At 58.8% G+C, this 21,935-nt stretch carries 20 protein-coding genes and 3 pseudogenes; 12 read left to right on the top strand and 11 right to left on the bottom strand.

Going from position 1 to position 21,935, the window contains the following annotated elements:
• Positions 1-3: 3 nt before the first annotated feature.
• Positions 4-1,689 (bottom strand): adenylate/guanylate cyclase domain-containing protein, encoded by a 1,686-nt coding sequence (locus BS630_RS00435; RefSeq protein WP_231285164.1) that lies wholly within the window; start codon positions 1,687-1,689, stop codon positions 4-6.
• A 348-nt stretch (positions 1,690-2,037) separates the two neighbouring features.
• Between BS630_RS00435 and BS630_RS00440 the strand changes: the two genes are divergently transcribed.
• On the top strand, positions 2,038-2,688 hold the full coding sequence (locus BS630_RS00440) for a pyridoxamine 5'-phosphate oxidase family protein (protein ID WP_077975758.1): 651 nt from the start codon (positions 2,038-2,040) through the stop codon (positions 2,686-2,688).
• Between the two features lie 154 nt (positions 2,689-2,842).
• On the opposite strand, the gene BS630_RS00445 is transcribed toward BS630_RS00440, so the two are convergent.
• Positions 2,843-3,031 (bottom strand): hypothetical protein, encoded by a 189-nt coding sequence (locus tag BS630_RS00445; RefSeq protein ID WP_077975759.1) that lies wholly within the window; start codon positions 3,029-3,031, stop codon positions 2,843-2,845.
• A 271-nt stretch (positions 3,032-3,302) separates the two neighbouring features.
• On the opposite strand from BS630_RS00445, the pseudogene BS630_RS00450 reads away from it, so the two are divergent.
• A pseudogene (locus BS630_RS00450) lies at positions 3,303-3,551 on the top strand (transposase domain-containing protein); the annotation flags it as partial.
• Positions 3,552-3,734: 183 nt separating this feature from the next.
• Here the strand turns inward: BS630_RS00450 and BS630_RS00460 are convergent.
• Complete coding sequence (locus BS630_RS00460) at positions 3,735-4,856, bottom strand: NADH:flavin oxidoreductase/NADH oxidase (protein WP_077975760.1); 1,122 nt, start codon at positions 4,854-4,856, stop codon at positions 3,735-3,737.
• Positions 4,857-5,207: 351 nt separating this feature from the next.
• Here BS630_RS00460 and aac(3) point away from each other — a divergent pair, with 351 nt between their 5' ends.
• A complete protein-coding gene (gene aac(3), locus BS630_RS00465; RefSeq protein ID WP_077975761.1) occupies positions 5,208-6,023 on the top strand; it encodes an aminoglycoside 3-N-acetyltransferase in 816 nt (271 codons plus the stop codon).
• Positions 6,024-6,039: 16 nt separating this feature from the next.
• On the opposite strand, the pseudogene BS630_RS37745 reads toward aac(3), so the two are convergent.
• From BS630_RS37745 to BS630_RS00480, 4 genes and pseudogenes are all read right to left on the bottom strand, one after another.
• Positions 6,040-6,186: pseudogene (locus BS630_RS37745) on the bottom strand (kinase); the annotation flags it as partial.
• Between the two features lie 75 nt (positions 6,187-6,261).
• On the bottom strand, positions 6,262-7,107 hold the full coding sequence (locus BS630_RS00470) for a class I SAM-dependent methyltransferase (protein WP_077975762.1): 846 nt from the start codon (positions 7,105-7,107) through the stop codon (positions 6,262-6,264).
• Positions 7,108-7,380: 273 nt separating this feature from the next.
• Positions 7,381-7,950 (bottom strand): pyridoxamine 5'-phosphate oxidase family protein, encoded by a 570-nt coding sequence (locus BS630_RS00475; RefSeq protein WP_077975763.1) that lies wholly within the window; start codon positions 7,948-7,950, stop codon positions 7,381-7,383.
• 88 nt (positions 7,951-8,038) lie between these two features.
• Positions 8,039-8,743: an SDR family oxidoreductase gene (locus BS630_RS00480; protein ID WP_077975764.1), complete on the bottom strand. Its 705-nt coding sequence runs from the start codon at positions 8,741-8,743 to the stop codon at positions 8,039-8,041.
• Between the two features lie 116 nt (positions 8,744-8,859).
• Between BS630_RS00480 and BS630_RS00485 the strand changes: the two genes are divergently transcribed.
• The 3 genes from BS630_RS00485 to BS630_RS00495 all read left to right on the top strand — a co-directional run bounded on the left by BS630_RS00485 (position 8,860) and on the right by BS630_RS00495 (position 13,499).
• On the top strand, positions 8,860-9,747 hold the full coding sequence (locus BS630_RS00485) for a LysR substrate-binding domain-containing protein (protein WP_077975765.1): 888 nt from the start codon (positions 8,860-8,862) through the stop codon (positions 9,745-9,747).
• Positions 9,748-10,178: 431 nt separating this feature from the next.
• Complete coding sequence (locus BS630_RS00490; protein ID WP_077975766.1) at positions 10,179-12,065, top strand: adenylate/guanylate cyclase domain-containing protein; 1,887 nt, start codon at positions 10,179-10,181, stop codon at positions 12,063-12,065.
• A 324-nt stretch (positions 12,066-12,389) separates the two neighbouring features.
• Positions 12,390-13,499, top strand: a complete 1,110-nt coding sequence (locus BS630_RS00495) for a sulfite oxidase (RefSeq protein WP_210283368.1) — start codon at positions 12,390-12,392, stop codon at positions 13,497-13,499.
• A 266-nt stretch (positions 13,500-13,765) separates the two neighbouring features.
• On the opposite strand, the gene BS630_RS00500 is transcribed toward BS630_RS00495, so the two are convergent.
• Positions 13,766-14,923, bottom strand: coding sequence for an acyl-CoA dehydrogenase family protein (locus BS630_RS00500; RefSeq protein WP_077975767.1), 1,158 nt, complete (start codon positions 14,921-14,923; stop codon positions 13,766-13,768).
• A 165-nt stretch (positions 14,924-15,088) separates the two neighbouring features.
• Here BS630_RS00500 and BS630_RS00505 point away from each other — a divergent pair, with 165 nt between their 5' ends.
• Positions 15,089-15,781, top strand: coding sequence for a winged helix-turn-helix transcriptional regulator (locus BS630_RS00505; RefSeq protein WP_077975768.1), 693 nt, complete (start codon positions 15,089-15,091; stop codon positions 15,779-15,781).
• A gap of 19 nt (positions 15,782-15,800) precedes the next feature.
• Positions 15,801-16,231 (top strand): annotated as a pseudogene (locus BS630_RS00510) (GFA family protein).
• Between the two features lie 76 nt (positions 16,232-16,307).
• On the opposite strand, the gene BS630_RS00515 reads toward BS630_RS00510, so the two are convergent.
• Complete coding sequence (locus BS630_RS00515; protein WP_077975769.1) at positions 16,308-17,186, bottom strand: SDR family oxidoreductase; 879 nt, start codon at positions 17,184-17,186, stop codon at positions 16,308-16,310.
• 126 nt (positions 17,187-17,312) lie between these two features.
• On the opposite strand from BS630_RS00515, the gene BS630_RS00520 reads away from it, so the two are divergent.
• The gene (locus tag BS630_RS00520; protein WP_077975770.1) at positions 17,313-17,969 is read left to right on the top strand and encodes a TetR/AcrR family transcriptional regulator; all 657 of its coding nucleotides are present in this window, start codon (positions 17,313-17,315) and stop codon (positions 17,967-17,969) included.
• Positions 17,970-18,055: 86 nt separating this feature from the next.
• Here the strand turns inward: BS630_RS00520 and BS630_RS00525 are convergent, their stop codons facing one another.
• The gene (locus tag BS630_RS00525) at positions 18,056-18,439 is read right to left on the bottom strand and encodes a winged helix-turn-helix transcriptional regulator (RefSeq protein ID WP_077975771.1); all 384 of its coding nucleotides are present in this window, start codon (positions 18,437-18,439) and stop codon (positions 18,056-18,058) included.
• A gap of 135 nt (positions 18,440-18,574) precedes the next feature.
• On the opposite strand from BS630_RS00525, the gene BS630_RS00530 reads away from it, so the two are divergent.
• Positions 18,575-19,309: an NADPH-dependent F420 reductase gene (locus BS630_RS00530; protein WP_077975772.1), complete on the top strand. Its 735-nt coding sequence runs from the start codon at positions 18,575-18,577 to the stop codon at positions 19,307-19,309.
• A 367-nt stretch (positions 19,310-19,676) separates the two neighbouring features.
• Here BS630_RS00530 and BS630_RS00535 read toward each other — a convergent pair whose 3' ends face one another.
• The gene (locus BS630_RS00535; protein WP_077975773.1) at positions 19,677-20,660 is read right to left on the bottom strand and encodes a phosphotransferase enzyme family protein; all 984 of its coding nucleotides are present in this window, start codon (positions 20,658-20,660) and stop codon (positions 19,677-19,679) included.
• Positions 20,661-20,809: 149 nt separating this feature from the next.
• Between BS630_RS00535 and BS630_RS37750 the strand changes: the two genes are divergently transcribed.
• On the top strand, positions 20,810-21,247 hold the full coding sequence (locus BS630_RS37750) for a hypothetical protein (protein WP_376774625.1): 438 nt from the start codon (positions 20,810-20,812) through the stop codon (positions 21,245-21,247).
• 152 nt (positions 21,248-21,399) lie between these two features.
• Positions 21,400-21,822 carry a hypothetical protein gene (locus BS630_RS37755; RefSeq protein WP_245310375.1) on the top strand — a complete coding sequence of 141 codons (423 nt, stop codon included), beginning with the start codon at positions 21,400-21,402 and terminating at the stop codon, positions 21,820-21,822.
• The last annotated feature ends 113 nt before the right edge of the window (positions 21,823-21,935 follow it).

The following is a 21,935-nucleotide window of genomic DNA, read 5'->3' on the forward strand; positions in this document are numbered from 1 at the left end:
CTATCACTCCGGCAATCCCGTTCCCAACAGGCCCTGTCTGAACTTCTCAGTCTGTTCGGCGGTTTCAACCACGATCCCTCGCGCCAAAAACTCTCCGATCGTCAGATCTGGATGATTTTCGCGAACGCTTTTGGCAAGTGCGGCAGCCTCGCGGGAGCGGCCCGCCATCGACAAGCAGGCGATCATTCGGGTGCTCGTATACTTTCCGGGGTTCGGTAGCTGCTTTAGCGCCGCTAGGGCTTGCTCGTAGTCGCCCTTAAAATAGAGAAGATTACCCAAAACCGCGTGATACCAGTGAGGCGGGTAGGGGTTGAGTCGCATCCCTTCTTCGACCAAGGGAAGCGCTTCCTCTACACGGTTTCGTCTTGCCAGAAGTCCGCCGAGCTGGACCAATGCATGGGCGTCACTGGAATTGAGCTTATATGCCAAGCGGAATTCTCTCTCGGAGTTGTCAAAATCCTTCAAGTAAAGGTGAGCGAGCCCGAGTACACGATGGGCGCCAGCCTCTCCCTCGTCCAACTTTACGGCATGACGAGCGAGGGCGATCCCGTCGCGAAGTACAGCCTCCGGCGCGTTGGCATAGCCGCCGACCGCTATCCTCGCCAACGCAAGATGAGCGTGTGCCAGTGCAAAGCCTCCGTCGCCGGCAACCGCTGCTTCGAACATCTCCACCGCCTTGACGTTGTCATCCGGCTCGTAGCCTCTGAGATGCACGAGCCCTCGCAGATAATATTCGTAAGCAGCGAGGCTGGCCGGCGGCCGCCGGAGGGACTCTCGATAATCACAGCTTTCAATTTGGCCCACGAGATTTGCGACAATCATTTTCACGATCTCGTCCTGGATGCCGAAAATATCTGCCGCTTGCCGCTGATATTTCTCAGACCAGACCAACCGCTCCGTGTCGGCTTGGATCATCCGCACCGTGATCCGAACCTCGTCTCCCGACCGACGCATGTTGCCTGTCACGAGATAGTTGGCAGCGAGCTTGCGCCCAACTTCCTTTAAACCCTCCGAGCGATCACGGAACGCAAACGCTGAGGACACCGCAATCACCGACAGGCTCCTGAATCTTGCCAGACCGGAGATGATGTCCTCAGTAAAGCCGTCGACGAGGAACTCGTTCGCTGCTTCATCTGCGCTTTGAAAGGGAAGGACGGCGACGACAGTTCGAATTGACTGCACTATCGTGGGAGTGCGAGGCCAATGCCATGCACGCACCGGCCTGGAAATATTTTTCAGATGTAGCAGTCCTCCATCTACAAACAGCCGCTGCAATTCCTCTGGAAGGATGTCGTGCGTTGTTTCTGAGATGCAGATGCCATCCGGTAACGCGTATTGTTCGAGGCGCGCCGCAACATTCACGCCGTCGCCGAACACATCGTCCTGAGTGATCATGACCTCGGCGTAGTTTATACCAATTCGAATTCGAAGAGCATCGGTGCCACTGGCACCTACAGCCTCGCTTGCCAGCAGATGCTGTACCTGTAACGCCGTCGAGATGGCGACGGCCGGGCTATCGAAGATCGAAAGTAGGCCGTCACCCATAACTTTGATTGTCCGACCGCCACTCTTGAGGATTCGAGGCTTGAGGATCTCTTCTTGCAAGCGGCTAAGGCTTGCCAGTGTTCCTTCTTCGTCGGCTTCCATCATGCGCGAATAACCGACAACGTCCGTCGTCAGGATTGCCATCAGTCGTCTGGTAGTGGGCGAAGAGGACATCTGTGACAAAACCCGAGTAAACGGCAAGTGCTTCGAATGGAATGTACAGTCTTACGGCACTGATGTCATGCACACGGAGGTGATCTCCGCGACGGCTGCCCTCTCTGAAACGTGATTACATCTGATAACGCGTCATCAGTCGCCCTTGAGCTGCAATCCGATGGCTCGATCCCGCATTGATCCCGGATACCAACTCGTGTATATCTTCTGAGGTACGTACATCATAACCATGGCTTGCGGGCGGAGACGAGCTTTGCGAGGTCTGAATTCCAGACCTGCAGTTCGGCCATGCGATGAGAGGGATTTCGGGAGGGGATCATGACGGACTTAAAACTCAATCCAGATTTTGCCATCGCCGATGAGCAGTCGCTTCGGGCGCTGTTCGAGCCGACCCATGCTCTGGCAATCGTGAAGTGTCAGAATTCGCTTGGCGAGCACGCGCAGGATTTCATTCGGCGCTCGCCATTCTTCTGCATCGGCACGCAAAGTTCGGAGGGAAAGGCTGACGTCAGTCCTCGCGGCGACCCTCCGGGGTTCGTCAAGGTTCTTGACGAGCGCACCCTGGCGATCCCGGATCGACCCGGCAACAATCGTCTTGATACGTTAAGCAACATCATCGCCAACCCGAATGTCGGGCTCTTGTTTCTTATCCCCGGTTTCGACGACACATTGCGCGTCAACGGGCGGGCAAGTCTGACCAATGATCCTCAACTGCTGACGAGCATGAGCGTTGCCGATCGTCTCCCGAAACTCGCGATCATCGTCAACGTCAGCGAAGTCTTCATGCATTGCGCCAAGGCGTTCAGACGGTCCCGCCTGTGGAGCCCGGATCATTTCCAGGACCGCACGGAGATGCCCTCGCTGATAAGGATCATTCTGGATGAGACGACAGGGGCACCGCGGGACGGGGATGAAATGCGCAAGATGGACGAAGACCTGGAACAAGCCTACCGAAGGACACTTTACTAGCTGCCCGGCGCCGGCCGAAGCGGGCGATGGCACGCTCCAAACAGGCTGGCGACTCATTGCGGATGGGCGCCATGTCTCCGCTGCCTCAACTCGCCTGAACTTCGGAACGGCGCTACCCGCCCCACTCCGACGCATTGTGCCTTTCGCAGAAGTCTCAGATCGCGGTCTGCATGAGATAAGGAGATTTTTCGACGGGAACACGCGCGACGATCTTCATCACCAGCGAGGGAGCGACATCAGGAACAGAGCTCACTCGTCCGTCTTTGTAGAGCACCCGCAAGAGGCAGGTCTCGCTGTCATATTCAAGTTCGGCGATCGTCTTTGAATGGACCAGAAATTGCATCTTCAGCTGCCTCCTGCACTGCAGCATGACCACATGAAAACGACCGACCGCGGCCCCATCCTAAAGGGACAATGCTTGATCGGCGCGAAAACTCTTTGCCACTTCGGCGCCGGCGCTGTCCGAAACGCGATCCAGAAGACCATGTGTCCCGCCAAATCGTGCCGGCGAAGTCGTGAAGAAATCTAGTAAAATCCACCCTCGAAATCCCGTGAAATCAGCGTGACACACGCCCCGCGACTATATGTGACACGGGACCACCAGAATAAGATGTAGCGTTGAGCGAACCATCCGGCCGATTGCTCTCAATCGCAAGAACGCGCTCTTTGCGGGCCACGATGCCGGGGCTGAGAACTGGGCAACCATCTCCTCGCTGATCGAGACATGCAAACTCAATGCCGTCGAGCCGTTTGCCTACCTGAGCGCCACGCTCACCGCTATCGTCACCGGCCACAAACAGAGCCGGATCGATGAGCTTCTGCCTTGGAACCATCCGACAATGAACCTCAGTGACCGCCAATAACGCTCAGCCGTTCCTTCTCAAAATGTCGTCCAAGACCTTCTCATCGAGGACGTCTTCGTTTCCGACAAAGCGGGATATCTCAATGTGATCGTCGTCAAAATACGGAGATCGCTATGCGCTCTCCGACGACCGTGGCCGTGATATCAATCGTGTCCGGCCGCCACATCCGATCACGGCGAAATTTCACTGAGGAGAGGAAAGGACGCGATCACGTTCAGCGACTTGACGGGTCTGGACCGGCCAAAGAGTGTAGTCGCCGCCGAGTTCGCGATTGGCATGTAGCGGCCAGTTGGGATCGTTGAGCGCGCCCCGCGCTAAAGCTATAAAATCTGTATCGCCGTTCTCAATGAACGCTTCGGCTTCAAAGGCATCGCCCAATAGTCCGACTGCGATAGTCGGGATACCGGCGCCTTGTTTTACCGCCTTAGCGAAGGGGACTTGATAGGCTGGAGCGGACCTAATGCGGCCCTGAGCAAAGCCGCCGCTAGAGCAATCGATAGCATCAACACCACGTGCCTTCAGTTCCGCGGCCAGCGCAACGCTGTCGTCCACCCGCCAGCCGTCGGCATTGTTGTCACTGACTGAGAGGCGAACGATGAGCGGTTTTTCGGCTGGCCACACGCTGCGGACGGCTTCGGTGACTTCCAGAACCAGCCGCGTTCGATTTAGTCGGCTACCGCCATATTCATCAGTTCGATGGTTGGCGAGCGGCGACAGAAATTGATTGAGCAGGTAACCGTGGGCGGCATGGATTTCAACCGTGTCAAAGCCTGCCTGGTTGGCTCGCGTAGCAGCAGCCGCGAATCCGTCGACCACACGGCGGATGCCGTCTCTGTCGAGGGCTTTGGGGACCTGATAGTCAGCGTTGGTTGGGTCGTTCGATTGAGCGCTCGGACCTACGGGAATCCAGTGCTCGAAGCCAACGGCGCGGCGCTGCTCTTCTGTTGCGGGCTGATCTGCCTTATCCCGCCAAACCGGCGTCGAGGCTTTGCGGCCTGCATGGCCAAGTTGAATGCCCACGGCGGCACCCTGGCCGTGCAGGAAATTCACGATCCGGGCAAGCGGGGCAATGTGCTCGTCCTTCCATAGACCGAGGTCGGCGTACGAAATGCGCCCTTCGGGCAGGACCCCTGTGGCCTCAACCAGAACCAAGCCGAAGCCTCCCATTCCGAAGCGCCCTAGATGTACATAGTGCCATTCATTGGCAAAGCCATCCTGAGCCGAATACTGGCACATCGGGGAAACGACTGTGCGGTTGCGCAGCGTGACACCACGCAGGGTGATCGGTGAAAAGAGCTTGGACATGAGGGCCGCCAGATACAATTGGAAGGAAAATACGCGGCTAGATGCGCATCACTAAGCTGCCTTGGCAACCCCCGATACGCAGATGCAGCTCGCCCGGCCAAGTCACGTTGGCACGCTATTAGTTGGCGACCGTCGCCATCGACTAACGTCCGCTGTTGGCGCATTCTTGCCACCAATGTTGTAGCGGCATTTTTCGGAATGGCTAGCCGAGCTTGGTCAATGTACGCGGAAAACACCGCTTACGCCGCAACGAGGCCGAACGCCGTTGCAACGCATTGTCGGCTAAAAGTGAGTATCAGAGCACGGTCTCGACCGCTTGACTCCGGCACGCGACCCTATGATCGTCTGCCGATGATCGTTCCGCGCATTCACACTCGCCTCTCGCTCGCCAGGGATCTCGACAGTCTCGGCATTCGCGCCGGCGACATGGTGATGGTCCACGCCGCGATGAAGCGGGTGGGGCGGCTGCTCAACGGGCCTGATGTACTGATCGAAGCGCTTCGCGATGCCGTGGGGGCTGCCGGCACCATCGTCGCCTATACCGACTGGAACGGTGCCTATGATGCCTTGCTGGATGAGAATGGCCGCGTCCCGCCGGAATGGCGCGCCCATATCGCGCCGTTCGATCCGGCTGTTTCCCGCGCTGCCCGCGATAATGGCGTGCTCGCCGAATTCATTCGAACGACACCGGGGGCAAGACGCAGCGGCAATCCGGGCGCCTCGGTCGCGGCGATCGGTGCCTGCGCGGATTGGCTCACCGCCGATCACCCGCTCGATTACGGCTATGGAGAGACATCGCCGCTCGGCAGGCTGGTGGCGGCAGGCGGCAAGGTTCTGATGGCCGGAGCCCCGCTCGACACCATGACCCTGCTCCACCATGCAGAACACCTGGCGCGAATTCCGAACAAGCGCCTGCGCCGCTACGAGGCGCCCTTTGCCACATCGGCCGGCGTGGTGTGGCGCATGCTGGAAGAGTTCGACACAAGCGACCCGGTCGTGCATGGCCTCGACGATGATTATTTCGGCGCGATCGTGCGGGCGTTTCTGGCCAGCGGGCAGGGTGCGCAGGGCCTGGTGGGAGACGCCCAATCGGTGCTGGTCGACGCGGCCGCGATCTGCAGCTTCGCTGTCGCGTGGCTGGAGCATCATGTTCGGCTTGAAGGCTGAGCGGCTAAGCCGCGCGTCAGACGTGCTTGAGGAAATTCGCCTGCCTTGCAATCCAGCCGACAGTCTCGCTTCCCCATTCCTGGGCCCGGCTTGCATACTCGCCGATCAGCCGGATGTGGCGGACGATCACAAAGCGATGGGCGGCTTCGACGTCGTCAGCCGTTCAAAGCACGTCGTTCTGACACTGACATAAATGAGTGCGAGCGACACGCCCAAACCATCATCAGCGAAAATTGGCTCAGCCCGTCGACACGACACCCAAGCTGAGGACCCACATTTCGCGATAGCAGAAGTCGGGATCGGAAATCAGACGCTCTGGCTCTTCGCCGATCGCCTTCCATTGGCGATGGTCCGCTTCCGTCAAGTCGCACGTTTGGGCAAGTCCGGATAAAAATTCGAGATTGTTGCGAATATATTCACGCTCCACGGGCCTGAGGGGCTGACGGCGCTCCGCGAGCGTGGTGATAGCGAAGACGTTCTCAAGGCCGGCTGCTCGAAACCACGCCGTTACGCGCGTTCCCCTCATCGCGCCGGACATCTGCACGTCATCAGACAGCGCGTCGAGCAGACGCCACGTCAGTTTAGGATCCTGGGGCTGATACTGCCAGACCGAGATATCAACCTCCTTGACCGCAACAAGTCCGCCGGGTTTTACGACACGGCGGAACTCACCGATTGCTTGAGTCAGCTCTTCGTCATTCAGATACTGGACGACGTTCGCGCTCCAGACTGCGTCGAACGTGCCGGTCTCATACGGCAGCGCAGTGATGTCTCCGATCCGCGTGCTTATCGGACAGGCAAACGGTTGGTTTGCGATCGAGGCTTCGATTGCCTCGACATTTTCCCGCGCCAAATCAAAGGCCTCAATATGTCCCTCGCTGCCCAGTAACTCCGCCATCAACGGCAGAAAGACCCCATTGCCAGCACCTGCGTCAAGCACTGACCATCCGGGTCGAATACCGGCGGCACGAAGAGTGGCATCGTACTCGTCCTTTAATGCCAGGTAATGAACGTCAAGATGTCCGCCAGCGCTAAGCTTATGCCCAGTTGATGTAATCTGTTCGGAATTTGATGCGGTGTTCATTTTGTCTGCCCGTCCTGGTTCCGAACGACGGCGTTCATAGGCATGGGCTTGTGGCACAGCTTCGTCAGCCTTGCGCCCCAGCCATGATACAAAATCCGGCTCGCAGCTCTCATCGCCTAATGGACGCAGCGAAAAGATACCGCTTTTCGAGGACTGTCAACAGCCATCCAACCGACGGTCTCGCTTCCCCATTCCTGTGCCCTGCATACTCCCCATCAGCCAGATGTGGCCGACGATCGCAAACCGATGGGCGGCTTCGACGTCGTCTGGCGTTCAGGGATTGACCCAGCGGGAAGAGGTCAGCGCGCCCAGATGGTCGTAGGCAAAGACTGCGCGTCGATTGTCGGCGTGGCGCAGCTGGAACCAGTCCAGCGTCTCGGCCCGGAATATCAGCACCCCGAAGAAGGCCTGTCCATCGGCGTCTGCTGCCGTACTCTCACTGGCCGGCCGCTCGCCGATGTCGTCGCCCGGCGGCCCGCCCATATAGGTGCTGCGTGTCGATCGCGGCAGCAGGCTCCAGGCCTCGGCCGCGCACTCGCTTGCCGGTCCGTTGAGTTCGGCCGATCCCTGCAGGCGAAGCTGCACTTTCGGCTGCGGGCCGAAGCCGAGGATGGTGACCAAAGGATTGGCCGATATTTCCTGCCATTTCGGGCTTCTGACATCCGTATGGATTTCCAGCAGGCGTCGCGCCACATCTACGCGCCGCAGCACCACCATGCGGGCTTGCGGCCGGCCGTACGCGTCGACCGAACAGAGGTTCAGGTAGCGGAAGGCCGACTGCGGATCGGCGGCGGCCCCTTCCAGCTCGGCCCAGGCCGATGCATCGACCTCGGCGAGGTTCACTGTGTCGCCTCCGCGTTCTTTATCTCACCGGCCTTGACGCTCCAGTTGAAGCACATCGCTGTTCTCCTTGGCGTTGAGAGCGATCCTGTTAGACGGACCGGGTAAGGCCGCCGTCGATTTTGAGACTCTGGCCGGTGATATAGCCCGCCCCTTCGGAAACCAGGAAGGAAATCGTTGCGGCCACTTCGGCGCTGGTGCCGTAGCGCTTCATCGGCACGCTGTCGCGGCGCTCCTCCGTCGCCGGCAGGCTATCGATCCAGCCCGGCAGCACATTGTTGATGCGGATGCCGTCGCCCGCATAGGTATCGGCATAAATCTTGGTGTAGGCGGCAAGCCCGGCGCGGAAGACGGCCGAGGTCGGGAACATCGCCGACGGTTCGGACACCCAAGCAGTGGAGATATTGACGATTGCGCCCGACTTCTGCGCCTGCATGATCGGCGTGACCAGCCGCACGGGACGGACCACGTTCATGAAATAAATGTCCATGCCCGCGTGCCACTGTTCGTCGGTGACCTCGGTGATCGGCGCACGCGGACCGTGACCTGCGCTGTTGACGAGGACGTCGACACGGCCCCACTTTTCCATGCATGCGTCGACCAGGCGCTTGAGGTCGTCGTTCGATTGGTTCGAGCCGGTGACGCCGATGCCGCCGAGTTCGGTGGCAAGCGCCTCGCCCTTGCCCGACGAGGACAGGATGGCGATCTTGAAACCATCGGCCGCCAGCCGCTTGGCGGCTTCCGCACCCATGCCACTCCCGCCAGCCGTGATGATCGCTACCTTTTCTACTGCCATCGTCGCTCTCCCTACTCGGTTTGCACCCATTGCCGGGCGTCGATCCCCCCGATACCATGGGCCCAAAGCGAGAGCGAACCAGTTTTCGTGAAATGTCCCAGTAGAAAAACTATCGAATGTCCATGCTGATTGGCAATCTTCCATCTCTCAACGGCCTCAAGGCCTTCGACGTGGCGGCGCGTCATCTGAACTTCCGGCTCGCGGCCGAAGAGCTCGGCGTCACCCAGGGAGCCGTCGCCCAGCACGTGCGAGGGCTCGAGGCGGAACTCGGGGTGACATTGTTCGAGCGCCTGCCGAAGTCATTGGCGCTGACGGGCGAGGGGCGAAGCTACGTCGCCGACGTCCGGCGTGCCTTCGAGCTGCTTTCAAACGCGACGGCGAACCTGAAGCCTCAGCCAGTCAAACTGGTGGTCAGCACGACACCGACCTTCGCCTCGAGATGGCTGATCCCGCGTCTTCCTGATTTCACCTCGAGGCATCCCGATCTCGATCTCCACATCCTGGCGACGGACCGCATTTCCAGCTTCCAGGCAGACGGCGTCGATCTCGCCGTCCGCTATGGCAGCCCTCCCTTCGGTCCCGGCCTTGCGGCCGAGCTGCTGTTCGAGCAGGAGATCATTGCCATCTGCAATCCGAGCCTCGTCGCCGAGGGAGCCGAGCCTGAGAACGCGGAAGAACTCTCGCACTACACGCTGCTTCACGATGCCCATAATTCCTGGCCGGAATATATCGATCGCTTCCTCGGCGGCGGCGATCCCTCGCTGTTTCGGGGCATCAGCTTCTCACAGACATCGCACGCGATCGAAGCTGCCATCGCCGGACAGGGCATCGCTGTGGCGACCCGCGCTTTCGTCTCGACCGACATCGAGGCGGGCAGGCTGAGGCAGATCTTCGACGGCGCCCTCAAAACCCGGTCGCACTTCTATCTGGTGAAGCCGCGATACCGGAGGTCCGAAGCGGTCGAAAAGCTTCAGGAGTGGCTGCGCTCGCAAGTCCAGGCCTGACGGCTGGAAAGCCATCGCTCAAGGAATGAACCAGCTGCGGCAGGCTTGCGCCCAGCAGCAGTTCTTGCCGCCAAGGCCAGGGTTTGGCCCAAATCGGACGGCGTTTTATAAATTATAAAGGCCCGCAATGACATAACGGAAGGCAAATTCGAATATCGCGAGACTTGCGGAAATGGACTTAGTCTAAAGCTAGGTCATGCGCCGCTTCGCCGCCCACACCGGACAGTGGGGCTGCGTTCGACGCCGGTCCTCACATTGCTGCGGTAGGCACACGAACAATCGGGCTCACATGGGCATTCCACACCGAGGGACTGCCTGCGGCGTTCAGTGGAAGTGTTGGATGAAACGCGGGTTCCCCTGAAGCGCTGTTGAGGTCGGTCGTGTCATTTAGGTGCGACCAGTCCTATAATAGGGCGGGTGAGGCCGAACCAATGGACCGCAAGCTTTCCGCCATCCTCGCTGCTGATGTCGTGGGCTATTCTGCGCTGATGGAGCGCGATGAGGCTGGTACATTCGAGCGCCTTCGTGCGGGACGCAAGGAACTCTTTGAGCCGGATATTGCTCGCCATCACGGCCAGATTTTCAAGCTGATGGGCGACGGGATGCTCGCCGAATTTGGCAGCGTGGTGGACGCGGTGGAATGCGCCGTCTCGCTGCAGCGCGGGCTGGCGGAACGGAATGCCGCCGTTCCCGAGGGCCAGCGGATCAGGGTCAGGATCGGGATCAATCTCGGCGAGGTGATCGTTGAGGGCGAGGACCGGTATGGCGAGGGCGTCAACGTCGCGGCCAGGCTTCAGCAGTTGGCAGACCCTGGCGGCATTTGTGTCTCGGGAAAGGTCGCCAGGGAGGTTGAGAAGAAGCTGGCTTTCGGTTTCGAGCCGATGGGCGAGCAGAAGGTGAAGAATATCGCCGAACCGGTACAGGCCTTCCGCGTCCTCCTTGAGGGACACCCACGCCGACCAGGGCGGTCATCGCCTCCGCGCTGGATTTGGGCAGCAGCAGCCGTGCCAGTCCTTATGCTGGTCTTGGCCGGGACGGTCTGGCAATTCTGGCCGACCGCGACAGTAAGCGGCAAGCCGTCGGTAGCGGTGCTGCCGTTCGACAACTATGGCGGCGACGAGGCGACCGGACGCCTCGCCGATGGCCTCACTGAGGACATCATCACCGATCTGGCGGGGTTTCCTGAATTCCACGTGATCGCCCGTAACTCGACTGAACAATACCGGGCCAAACCAGCTGTGCCGAGTGAAGTGGGTAAGGCGCTCGGTGCGGGATTCGTGGTCGAGGGTTCCATCCAGCGTGAGTCTGACCGCGTTAGAATTACGGCGCAGCTCATCGACGCCAAAACGGGCAAACATCTTTGGACGCAGCGCTGGGACCGGCCGGACGAGAATTTGTTCGCAATCCAGATTGAAATTTCCGAGCAGATTTCGAACCGCCTCGGTGGCGGCGCAGGTTTGGTCCAGGAGGCAGGCCGCATCACCGCCCACCGAAAGCCACCCGAGAATCTCAACGCCTACGAACTTTATCTGCTCGGCACCGAAAAACTCGAGCAAGTCAATCAGGCGGATGTCGAAGAGGCCGTCAGGCTGCTCACCCGCGCGGTCGAACTGGACCCCGGCCTTGCCCGCGCCTGGGTCGAACTTAGCCATTCCCATGGTGTCTTGATCGGTTTTGGGGTTGAAGCCGACAAGAACCGGGCTCTGTCTGCCGAGGCTGCCGAGCGCGCCGTCCAGCTCGACCCGAGCGATGCCGAAGCGCATGCTGTTTATGCCGTGACTTTAGGCGATAGAGGCGAATTCGAACGCGCCAAGGCAGAGTTCGATACCGCGCTGCGCCTCGCTCCCGGCCAGTTCGAAGTTCTGACTTTCTATATCGATGGGGCCTCGACCTTCGGCGAGCCAGAGCGCACCGCGGAACTGGTCGACAAGGCGGTCAGTCTCAACCCCGGTTTCCCGATGTGGAGTGCCAGGATTTTCACTCATGCCTATTTCATGGCGGGCCGGTATGAGGATGCCCTGCGGATGCTGGACCGCCTGACGCCGGAAAACTATGGAAGGAAACACTGGGTTATGCGTTCTGGCGCGCTTGCGGCTCTTGGCCGAACTGAAGAGGCGAAGGTCTCGGTAACGGACGCACTCAGGCGGTTTCCCAATTTAACCGTCGAGGGATTTGTCAATATTCCCGGATTCAACGAAGCGGAGCGCCAGCGGTTGATCGAAACCATGCAGCTCGTGGGCTTTCCTGATTGCGCCAAATCGGAAGAGCTCACGAAGCTAAAGAAGCCGTTGCGCCTGCCGGAGTGTGCTGCGCCGTAATCGCGTTGACGAGCAGCCACAGATGACAAACGCTTGGAAGGGTCCGAGACGCGACCTTCGTTTCACCGACCGCGAAAGCCCAGATGCGGCGCTCGTCGCTCGTTCCGATCGGCGAGACGTATGTCTGGAAATGGGCGCAAAGCGGTCAAGACCGCTGTCGGCCCCTTTGCTGCCGTTCGAGGTCGATCCGAGAACGTGCGGTATGTGCTAGCATGCGGCCCGAAGGCGGAATGCGACAGACGCACTGCGAGGGGCGGTGTGATCGTACCGGAGTTCGCGCGACCGAGAGCCGACGTTGTGCTCTTGAAACGGGAGACGAGGACGATGCCGACACCACAGCAACCCAGTCTAATAGTTCGACAGAAATCCCCACAGAACATCGAGTTTCCGTTTGCGTCGCTCTCCGATTGGCTGATCCCAACCGAGCTGTTCTTCGTGCGAAACCATTTCCCGTCGCCGGACCTCGATGCGCGAGACTGGAGATTGCGCGTTGGCGGGGCGGTGGAGCGGCCGATCGAACTTGACCTCGACAGCATCAAGGCGATGCGGAGCACGACTTTCACCGCCGTCGTCGAGTGTGCTGGGAACGGGCGTGTCTATTATGAGCCGCCGAAGGAGGGGTTGCAGTGGCAGAGCGGAGCCGTCGGCAATGCCGCGTGGACAGGTGTTCTTCTGCGCGAGATTTTGGAAATGGCAGGCGTTAAGCCAACCGCACGTGAGGTTCTGCTCGCAGGCGCCGACAGCGGCGTCGTCGACACGAACAAGAAAACGGCTTCTCCCGGCCCCATCGCTTTTGCGCGCAGTTTACCGCTTGAGAAGGCCATCGCTGACAGCACGATCCTTGCCTATTCGATGAACGAGGAGCCGTTGACGCGTGATCACGGCTACCCGCTACGCGCGGTCGTGGGTGGCTGGTTCGGCATGGCTTGGGTCAAGTGGATCACGCATATCACGGTTGTGGAGCAACCGTTCCTTGGCTACTGGCAGGCGCGCGACTATTTCCGTTGGGAGCGCAGCCTCGGGGAACCCAGGCTGGTCCCCCTTGCGGAGATGGAGGTCAAAGCGCAGATCGCGCGTCCCGTGCAGGGGGCGCGTCTCATCGCCGGCCAACCGTACCGGATTTTCGGAGCCGCCTGGAGCGGAGAGGCTGTTATCCGGCAGGTGCAGATCTGCACCGGAGATGGCACGGGCTGGCGCGAGGGAAGGCTCCTCGAAACAGAACGTCCCTTTGCATGGCGCTTGTGGGAGTACATGTGGACCCCTGAAAAAGTGGGGCGATACATGCTGCGATGCCGCGCGATCGATGGGGCGGGGTGCGTGCAGCCCGACCTCCAGCGTTCCGACTGCGAGAGCTACGCGGCCAATTGGATCGTTCCGGTGGAGGTTACGGTCGTTCCCGAGCCACAGACGTACGAGGAGGAATTCGTGATCTAATCACCCGCATGGGGCGGAATGGCGGCTTTTGGCGCAACTGCGAGCCGCGTTGTCAATGAGTTATGTCCGCTTTGCAGCAACAGCGACGGGTGGCTCGATGACCATTATGAGGGCGCATTGCTGCCGTGGTCGAGGTCGCATATCGGTCCAAAGCGCACAAGAGGTTGTTCTGTCGTCCCTGCTGGCGGGGCTCGTCCATTCGAATTCTGGACGTCAAACTACCCACCTAGCCTATGATTCCGCGGAGTTCGTCGTTGCGCCAGGCGCTAGAAAATCTTCTCGGTGGGAAGTCCGAGCGCGAATGAACCCGCGTATTGCGCCTGGGCTCCGGGCTGCATCGGATGATAGCGAGCGCCCTGTATGTCACGGAAGCAGCGCTCCAGCCCGTTCTCTCGATAGAATGCCGCGCCGCCTGCGACCTCCATTGCAAGCTCCGTCACCTCGATAGCGTGCCGTGCGACCAAGGAACGGCCGATCATAACGTCGTTGACGGTTTCCGCGGACGGTTCGTTTCGAGCAACTACCTCTAACATCCAGCGATGTGCGATCTGTGCGGCTCTCAGAGACGTTTCCATGCGCCCGACCAACCCGATCACATGATCGCTGTTGGCCTTGCTACGGACCATCTTGACTGCGATGTCGCGGGCGCTCTCGGCGACGCCAAGATAGACCGCGTAGATCAGAGGAAACGCGATCATGCCGATGACTTGAAATACTGGATGCCATTGCCCCGCACTTCTGGAAAATGCGACACTCGCATCCGGCACGAAGAGGTTTTCGATGATGATATCGTTTGACCCGGTTCCCCTCATTCCAAGTGTTCGCCACGTATCTTCTATCGAAACCTCTGGCGATGCCATCGGAACGCCGAAATGAATGACGGAGCGCGCGCCGTCCCGTTCTTCATAAACAGCACCGGTCATCAGGATGTTTCCTGCCTCCGCGCCGGAAGTGAAGCGTTTACGCGCGGTGATCCGGTATCCGCCATCAACTTTCATGGCCTTGCCCGATCCGCCGATCCAGTCCGATCCGCCGCTCGAGAGCAATATGATTTGCTCCGATGCAACACGTCTCAGGAGCGGCTCCACCGCGGCCACCTTTTGATGCCGCCAGCGCCAGGCGGGGATGGCGACTTGATGGGTATGCATGGAAAAGGCAAGCGCAGTGGACCCACATGCACGAGCAATGGATTTGAGCATCTCAGAAAGTTCGGGCACTTCCGCGCCCAGCCCGCCCAATTCGATTGGGACGCCTGCCCGCACGAGTCCAGATTCCTTTAGAAGCGCGTAATTCTCGCCGACGAAGGTGTCGCTCTCGTCGATCGATGCGGCGCGTTGCGCGATGGTGGGCAGGACCGAATTGGTTAGTTCGACAATGGTCCGACCGCCGGCAAGGTTCTGTTTTGGTTCTGTAAGCCCGAGCATATCAATGCCTCCTATCTCGTGAGGATTGAGACTCTGCGCTCGTTTCACAATTGCGGCTAGTACACGAACTGTACTGAACGCCGCCGCCGTATGGCCAGGCAAGGAGCATTTGGCGGACCGGTTGTTTTGCAATACTGTGCCTGATCCAGACCGGTGGAGGTCCTTATGATAGAGCGTGACGGCTACGGGCAATTCTGTCCGGTATCAATGGCGTCGGAAATCCTCTGCTCGCGGTGGACGACCTTGGTCGTCCGCGAATTCCTTTGCGGATCGACGCGCTTTAATGAGTTGCGTCGCGGTCTACCAAAAATGTCTCCGGCACTCCTATCAAAACGACTGAAAGAACTGGAACAATCGGGCGTCATTACGGTGACAAGGAGTGCGAACGGCATTACCGATTACCAACTCACGGCAGCGGGCGAAGAATTGAGACCTCTGATCATAGGTCTCGGAAATTGGGCTCAACGGTGGATGGAATCGCGACTTTCCTTGAAGAATCTGGACCCTTCTCTGCTCATGTGGGACATGCGGCGGAGCCTCGATACAAGAAGACTTCCGACCCGCCGTTGTACGATACAGTTTCTGTACCCGGAACTTTCGGCCGCGCAAAAGAGCTGGTGGCTTGTGGTCGAAAACGGAAAAGTCGATCTCTGCAACTTCGATCCGGGCTATGATGTAGACCTTCTCGTTGAAGGGTCGCTCCGTTCGATGACCGCAATTTGGATGGGCCTCACGACCATACGTCAGGAAACCGATGCAGAAACGCTGAAACTTGACGGGGACAGGGTCCTCGCGCGCGACATGCAGGAATGGCTCGGTCTTAGTGTGTTTGCCAAAACCCCCCGGATGAGGGCTTGACGACGTGCGGAGAACCTAGATGAGCGAGACCAACCGTAAGCGCCCGTTACTGGGCACCTGCCTGTGTGCAAAGCAGTCTGCTATCGGGTCACAGACGCGTTCATTTTCGCAGCAAACTGTCATTGCGCAGCGTGTCGTCGCACAACGGGGTCGGCGTTCAAGGCATTCGCCCGCATCCATGGTAACGAACTGACCATCGTTCGGGGTGAAAGCGAGATCTCCTCATTCGAAAAAGACCAGTTCAGCGATGAGCATTGCAAGACATGCGGCTCGCTGCTGTTTTCTCGCGTTGACGGAGGGTTCGGGCACGTCGCGATGGGGACGCTGGTCGATGCTCCGTCAATTTCACCGACGGACCACATGTTCGTCGGTTCGAAAGCGCCCTGGTTCACCATCACCGACGCATTGCCCCAGCACGAAGGGCACCTAACGCGGAAAGAAGCCGATTAGGCTCGAAATTTGGACCACCTGCCCGTCAACGGTTTGCTGCATACCAGTAGGACACGGTCCCGCCAACCGCAGAGTGTCAGATCATGCTCGACATGCCGAGCGAAGTGAGCAGGTCGTTCTGGATTGGGCTGACGGCCTCGTTCAACCGCTGGACACCGAGATCCATGCCTTCAGGCATGACGACCGTCCGCAATGGACGCCGTTCCGTGGCCTCGACCAACTGCTCAATGGCATCGGCCACACGTTGGGGCCGTGGCGGATTGGCCGCGTCGTGTCCATGGCTGGCGTTGTCCTTGATTTGACCCGGTATCGCCGCGACCTCGCCATATGATGTAAGCACGCCCTGGTCGGAGGGCTCCGGGCTCGACGAGATAAGGTTGCTCGGGAATGGCCCAGGCTCGACGATGACGGAGTCGATTCCAAAGCCCTTCAGTTCGTACCGATAGGCTTCGGCAAGGGCCTCAAGCGCGAACTTGCTCGCAGAATAAACGCCGAAGAACGGAAAAACCACGCGCCCCATCAGGGATGTCACATGAACGAGAAGTCCGCTGCCGGCGGCACGCATGTGCGGTAGTACGGCGCGGTCGGCCCGTAGGGCGCCAAAGAAATTGACCGCAAATTGCCGTTCGACGTCCGCGACCGTATAGGCTTCCGTGACCCCGACGGCCATCGTTCCCGCGTTGTTGATCAGGGCATCGATTTTTCCGTGCTGCCTGATGACCTGCTCGATCGCGGAGTTGACCGATGCCTCGTCGGCGACATCCATTTCAAGGACGTGCAATACATGCCCTTCAGCTTTCGCCGCGTCGATGAGCTCGCTCCGGACCTTGGCATTTCTTCCTTCGACGTCTCGCATGGTCGCAACCACCGTATGATCCCGCCTGGCGAGCTCCAATACTGTTAGTTTCCCAAAACCACTGCTCGCGCCGGTCACAACAACGACTTTTCTGCTCATCTTAAGTCCTTTCTCTGAAATCCAAGGGGCGTCCCATCCTCATAGACAGACCTGTATGTATTTGCAATCTTTAAATTGACAGAATAGTCTGTATACCAGTGTCCGAAGAATCTGAGGTGGCGAAGGATGGAAACGCGCGGCATGCTTGAGTTCGTGGATGTGGAGGGGCAGCCGCTCAACGCCCTTGCCCCGCGAGAACGTATATTAAAGACGGCGTCGGACCTGTTTTACCGGTTCAGTATCCACTCAGTTGGGATAGACCGCATCATTGCCGAAAGCGGCGTGGCCAAGATGACGTTCTACAAGCACTTTCCATCAAAGGCAGACCTGATCGCTACCTATTTGCGTTACAAAACGGACACCTGGTTTCAGATGCTCGCAACCTCGACTGAAAGAGCCGGGCTGTCGCCGCTGGAGCGCGTCCTCGCCATCTTTGATGCGTTAGAGGAACCGTTCCGTGCGCCTTCCTTCCGCGGCTGTCCCTTCGTGAAAGGACTGGCCGAGTTCGGACCGGAGGCTAACTCCCCAGACGTGCAGGCAACCATCGCCGCGTATTTTAAGGGCTTACATGGATTTGTTGCGTCACTCATCGAGCCTTTGCCATTAAGCAAACCCGAAAGAGCCGTGATCCAGATGCTGTCGCTCTTCCAGGGCGCGATGGTGATCGCACAATCGACGCGCGATCCTGCCATAGTGGAGGCAAACCGCGATGCAGCCAGGGTGTTGCTTGAGGATGCGTTGATCACGTCGCCTGAACCTGAATTTCGTTCAGCGGTGGGGTAGACGATCTCGCCCGGCGCGGCTCGACGCAGCGGCTTCCTTTTGATCTGGCGATGCACAGTGGGCAGTCACCGAAATATTCTGGTCGCTTACGCCGGATCTTGCGACGCTGCGGCACGCGCATCACGTCGCATGAACGCCCAGTCGATGAGTTCCGCCATCGATGGACCGAGTGCGATCCCCATATCACTCAGTGCATATTCGACCTTTGGCGGCACCTGTGGATAGACGGTTCTTGTCACGATACCATCCTTCTCCAACTCCTTGAGTTGCTGGATCAGCATCTTCTGGTTCACGCCCTCGACGCGCTTTTCGAGTTCCGAGAATCTCAGCGGACCCTTTGCAGCGAAGAGCTGGCAGATGATGACGATCTTCCACTTCCCTTCAAGGACCCGCAGAGCATCCTGGGTTGCCGCCGCCCATACCATTCGCTGCTTCGGGTCGTCGCAGCGCCAGTCTCGTTCAACTGCCATACATACCTCTGGGTAGGTTACCCACCTTTTAGTCGGTTCTTGCCGTACCCGGTAGCTGATCCTATTCTTTGGAGCACAACAAGTCACGCTTCCGTTGGCGTGCGTTGAATCCAATATTCGCAGCAAGGAAATGATATGAACATCGGGATTGTCGGCGCAGGGAACATCGGCGCGACACTTGCACGCAAGCTCGCGGCCGCAGATCACGAGGTCAAGCTTGCCAACTCAAAGGGTCCGGAATCCATCCGCGATCTCGCCGCGGAAGTCGGTGCGACGGCAACGACCAAGGAAGATGCCGTGACGGGGGTGGACATTGTGATCCTTTCCATCCCGTTTTCGGCTCATCGCGATCTTGCCAATTTATTCGCAAATGTTCCCGAGGACGTCGTTGTCGTAGACACGTCCAATTACTATCCGTTCCGTGACGGAGCGATCACCGATGTTGATGGTGGCAAACCGGAAGCGGTCTGGGTCAGCGAGCAGATCAACCGACCGATCATTAAAGCCTGGAATGCGGTGCTTTCTGCGACTCTCGCGGAAAAAGGCGTAGACAAGTCGCAACCCGGCCGCATCGCCCTTCCGGTAGCGGGTGATGACCTCGAAAAGAAGTCGATTGTTATGCAACTGGTAGAGGCGACGGGCTTCGCCGCTCTCGATGCCGGGGGTCTCGCGACCTCATGGCGACAACAGCCAGGCACGCCTGCCTATTGCACGGAACTGACTGCTGACGAGCTGCAAACGGCGCTCGAAAAAGCTGATCAGAACCGCTCGGCGGACAATCGCGAGGCCCTGATCAAGGTCTTCATGGAAAAAGGCGACAGTCTTACTCACAATGACATCATAGCCCTAAACCGCGCCGGGACCGCGTGAGCGACAAGAAGATGAAGGTTGGTATCCTCGGACTAATTTCACGCCACGATGGCGACTCGAGTTTTTCCAACGATATCGGCGCACACATGTCATGGCTTCAAACATCAATGCGATGGCCGCTTTCGGGCAGATACTGCATCCATGGCTGACAAGCGGCGCAAAGCAACCTTATCCTTCGATAACGAAAAAAGTCCGCTTATGGCCAACGGGGCCGGTGGCCCCTAAGTGCTGATATCCCGACAGGTTCCCATATATCGACCTTCTCGGGCGTCCCATTATCTGCACTAGGCCAAGTGGGCGAAGGTCGAAGCGATCGCCGACTGCGCCGACGCACCGCCGATCCTCCGGCTGCCGAGCAGAGCTGAATTCAGAGCAGCCGATCGACACATCGTTCGGTCTCCCACGTCTTGAGGAAATTCGCCTGCCTGGCAATCCAGCCGACCGCCTCGCTTCCCCATTCCTGGGTCCGGCTGGCATATTCGCCCATCAGCCAAAAATGGCGGACGATCACGAAGCGGTGGGCGGCTTCGAAGTCATCGGGCGTGATCGGCCGGACGGCTCGATAGCCATCGACGAAAGCGTCCCACATGGCGGTCGACCTCCGGCCGAAGGATGTTTGCGCCCACAAAAACACCGAGAGGTCGTAAGCGAGGTACCCCGGACCGCCGTCGTCAAAGTCGAAAAAGACGGCTTCGCCGGCGTCGTTGATCCGCGCATTGGAGCCGTGACAGTCGCCATGGCAATACGTCCACGTCAAATCGGCGAAGGCTTCGATCGCCTTTGCGGTCCGCGCCGCGATGTCCTCAAGGTCGCTGCGGACGCCGGCGTCTTCCACGACGCCGCTATCGCATATGCGCGCGAGCGGCCGATGCAGCAAATGTTCGAGGTCGAGCCGATAGAGCGCTCCCTCCGGCTGGAATGTCTCAGCGGCGTTGTGCAGCAGAGCAAGGGTCTTGCCGTTGGCCCGCGCATCGCCGGCATCCGCCGTATCCGGCTTACGGCCCTCGATCGCCCGGAAGAGCACGGCCTGGCGCGGACCCTCCGGCGCATCTCCCTCAACGAACAAGCTGCCTTCGCGGGTCGGGATGGCTGCTGCGACCGGAACGTCCGATTGCGAAACATGCGCCAGGAACGCCGTTTCGGTCTTGACGTCGGCCGGACCACGAGCGCGACGATGGGAAAGCCGGAACACATAACGCTCGCCGCTGCTCGCAACGGCAAGATATACATCATTCAAGCCGCGTTGCAGCATCCGGCAGGAAACCGGCCCAGCAAGCGGATAATGCTGATCGATGAACTGTTCGATGGCCGCAATCTGCGGGGTCGAATAGAGCGGATTAAAGTCGAGCATGGGCGCTGTACCATCGGCTTTGCTGGCAGGCTGCTTCCGCGGTGAAAGACCATGAAGGCGGTGGCGGCCGCAGGCACCTACGATTGCAATAGGCTGCTGTTTGGATAAGGTGAATGGCGCTATTACTAAACCAAGAGATGAAAAACAAAATGCAGGCTTCGCGATTTTTGAAAGAAAACTCTCTTTCGATTTCTGTCCTTTCCATCATTTTCGGTCTGTCTGGATGTGTCACCACTCAAAACGGTGTCGCTATTTCTGCGGATCACAGTCGGGCTCTGAGTGGAGAGCGGACAAAGATGGGCCAGTCCTACAATTTGAATGAAGACTGCACGGCTGCAACAATAGCCAATATAAAATTGGTGGAAGCCCCGGCGCATGGCTCGGTTGAATTCGTTAAAGAGAATATTTATTCCAATTACAAAGATGGCATCCGCAATAAATGCAATTCGAGGAAATCTCTCGGCGTGTCGGAATACTATACTTCCAACAGCGGCTATTCTGGACGTGACATGTACAAGGTGAGGGTGTCCTACGGGGAGGGAACCATCAAGGACGTCACCGTCAACATCAATGTGATCAAGAACTAAAGTCGCCGGCAGAGCTGGGCTTATGCGGCTTTCTCAATAATATCGTCGCGAAGCGGGGTTAAGTCTCCTTCCGCAACGGTCTGTTGCGGTCGTGAACAGGCTTAGCTACGATTGCGGATGCGGTGAGCTTATTCGTTGCGCTTGGGGTTGGGATGAAATTTTTGCTTCCGGCAGTCTACGCCCTGATGTCCGTTTTCACTGCAGCGACGAGCGCCGACGCGTGCGCAGTACCTCGACCATTTTTTTCGGAGCTGTTCGACGCTGACGTGATCGTTCGGGGGGCTTTTCTGAAATATGAAGTCTTAAGGCCGGGCCATGAGGCGCGGGTGACCCTCGAAATACTGGAGAACCTGAAGGGGAGCGTTCAGCAGGGTCCATTGTCTTTCAATTGGACACGGAGCCGGCTTGCGGACCAGTGGAGGGGGCCGAACGACGTGATTGTTGCACTCAAGCGATCGAACCCGGAGAACCGCGAAGACTATGAAACCATGCGCGGCTGCATGGTGCAGGGAATCTACCGGACGGACAAATACAAAGAGCTCGTGATCGGGATCGTAGCCAGAAGCGCTCGTTGATCTGCTGCCGTCCGCTGTTGGTGATTCCGCGCATTGGGAAGGCTGCTGAGATCGCGGATGCCGCATTTTTCAACATTCGCGGCGCAGTGCTGACCTGGCCAGCTTTTCTCCGT

The sequence above is a fragment of the Rhizobium laguerreae genome (genome assembly GCF_002008165.1).
Lineage (GTDB): Bacteria > Pseudomonadota > Alphaproteobacteria > Rhizobiales > Rhizobiaceae > Rhizobium > Rhizobium laguerreae.

Bases quoted from the DNA above. Each gene is read 5' to 3' on its own strand.
- BS630_RS00435 (WP_231285164.1), bottom strand. From the start codon at position 1,689: ATGGCAATCCTGACGACGGACGTTGTCGGTTATTCGCGCATGATGGAA.
- BS630_RS00440 (WP_077975758.1), top strand. From the start codon at position 2,038: ATGACGGACTTAAAACTCAATCCAGATTTTGCCATCGCCGATGAGCAG.
- BS630_RS00445 (WP_077975759.1), bottom strand. From the start codon at position 3,031: ATGCAATTTCTGGTCCATTCAAAGACGATCGCCGAACTTGAATATGAC.
- BS630_RS00460 (WP_077975760.1), bottom strand. From the start codon at position 4,856: ATGTCCAAGCTCTTTTCACCGATCACCCTGCGTGGTGTCACGCTGCGC.
- BS630_RS00470 (WP_077975762.1), bottom strand. From the start codon at position 7,107: ATGAACACCGCATCAAATTCCGAACAGATTACATCAACTGGGCATAAG.
- BS630_RS00480 (WP_077975764.1), bottom strand. From the start codon at position 8,743: ATGGCAGTAGAAAAGGTAGCGATCATCACGGCTGGCGGGAGTGGCATG.
- BS630_RS00485 (WP_077975765.1), top strand. From the start codon at position 8,860: ATGTCCATGCTGATTGGCAATCTTCCATCTCTCAACGGCCTCAAGGCC.
- BS630_RS00490 (WP_077975766.1), top strand. From the start codon at position 10,179: ATGGACCGCAAGCTTTCCGCCATCCTCGCTGCTGATGTCGTGGGCTAT.
- BS630_RS00495 (WP_210283368.1), top strand. From the start codon at position 12,390: ATGCCGACACCACAGCAACCCAGTCTAATAGTTCGACAGAAATCCCCA.
- BS630_RS00500 (WP_077975767.1), bottom strand. From the start codon at position 14,923: ATGCTCGGGCTTACAGAACCAAAACAGAACCTTGCCGGCGGTCGGACC.
- BS630_RS00505 (WP_077975768.1), top strand. From the start codon at position 15,089: ATGATAGAGCGTGACGGCTACGGGCAATTCTGTCCGGTATCAATGGCG.
- BS630_RS00515 (WP_077975769.1), bottom strand. From the start codon at position 17,186: ATGAGCAGAAAAGTCGTTGTTGTGACCGGCGCGAGCAGTGGTTTTGGG.
- BS630_RS00520 (WP_077975770.1), top strand. From the start codon at position 17,313: ATGGAAACGCGCGGCATGCTTGAGTTCGTGGATGTGGAGGGGCAGCCG.
- BS630_RS00525 (WP_077975771.1), bottom strand. From the start codon at position 18,439: ATGGCAGTTGAACGAGACTGGCGCTGCGACGACCCGAAGCAGCGAATG.
- BS630_RS00530 (WP_077975772.1), top strand. From the start codon at position 18,575: ATGAACATCGGGATTGTCGGCGCAGGGAACATCGGCGCGACACTTGCA.
- BS630_RS00535 (WP_077975773.1), bottom strand. From the start codon at position 20,660: ATGCTCGACTTTAATCCGCTCTATTCGACCCCGCAGATTGCGGCCATC.
- BS630_RS37750 (WP_376774625.1), top strand. From the start codon at position 20,810: ATGCAGGCTTCGCGATTTTTGAAAGAAAACTCTCTTTCGATTTCTGTC.
- BS630_RS37755 (WP_245310375.1), top strand. From the start codon at position 21,400: ATGAAATTTTTGCTTCCGGCAGTCTACGCCCTGATGTCCGTTTTCACT.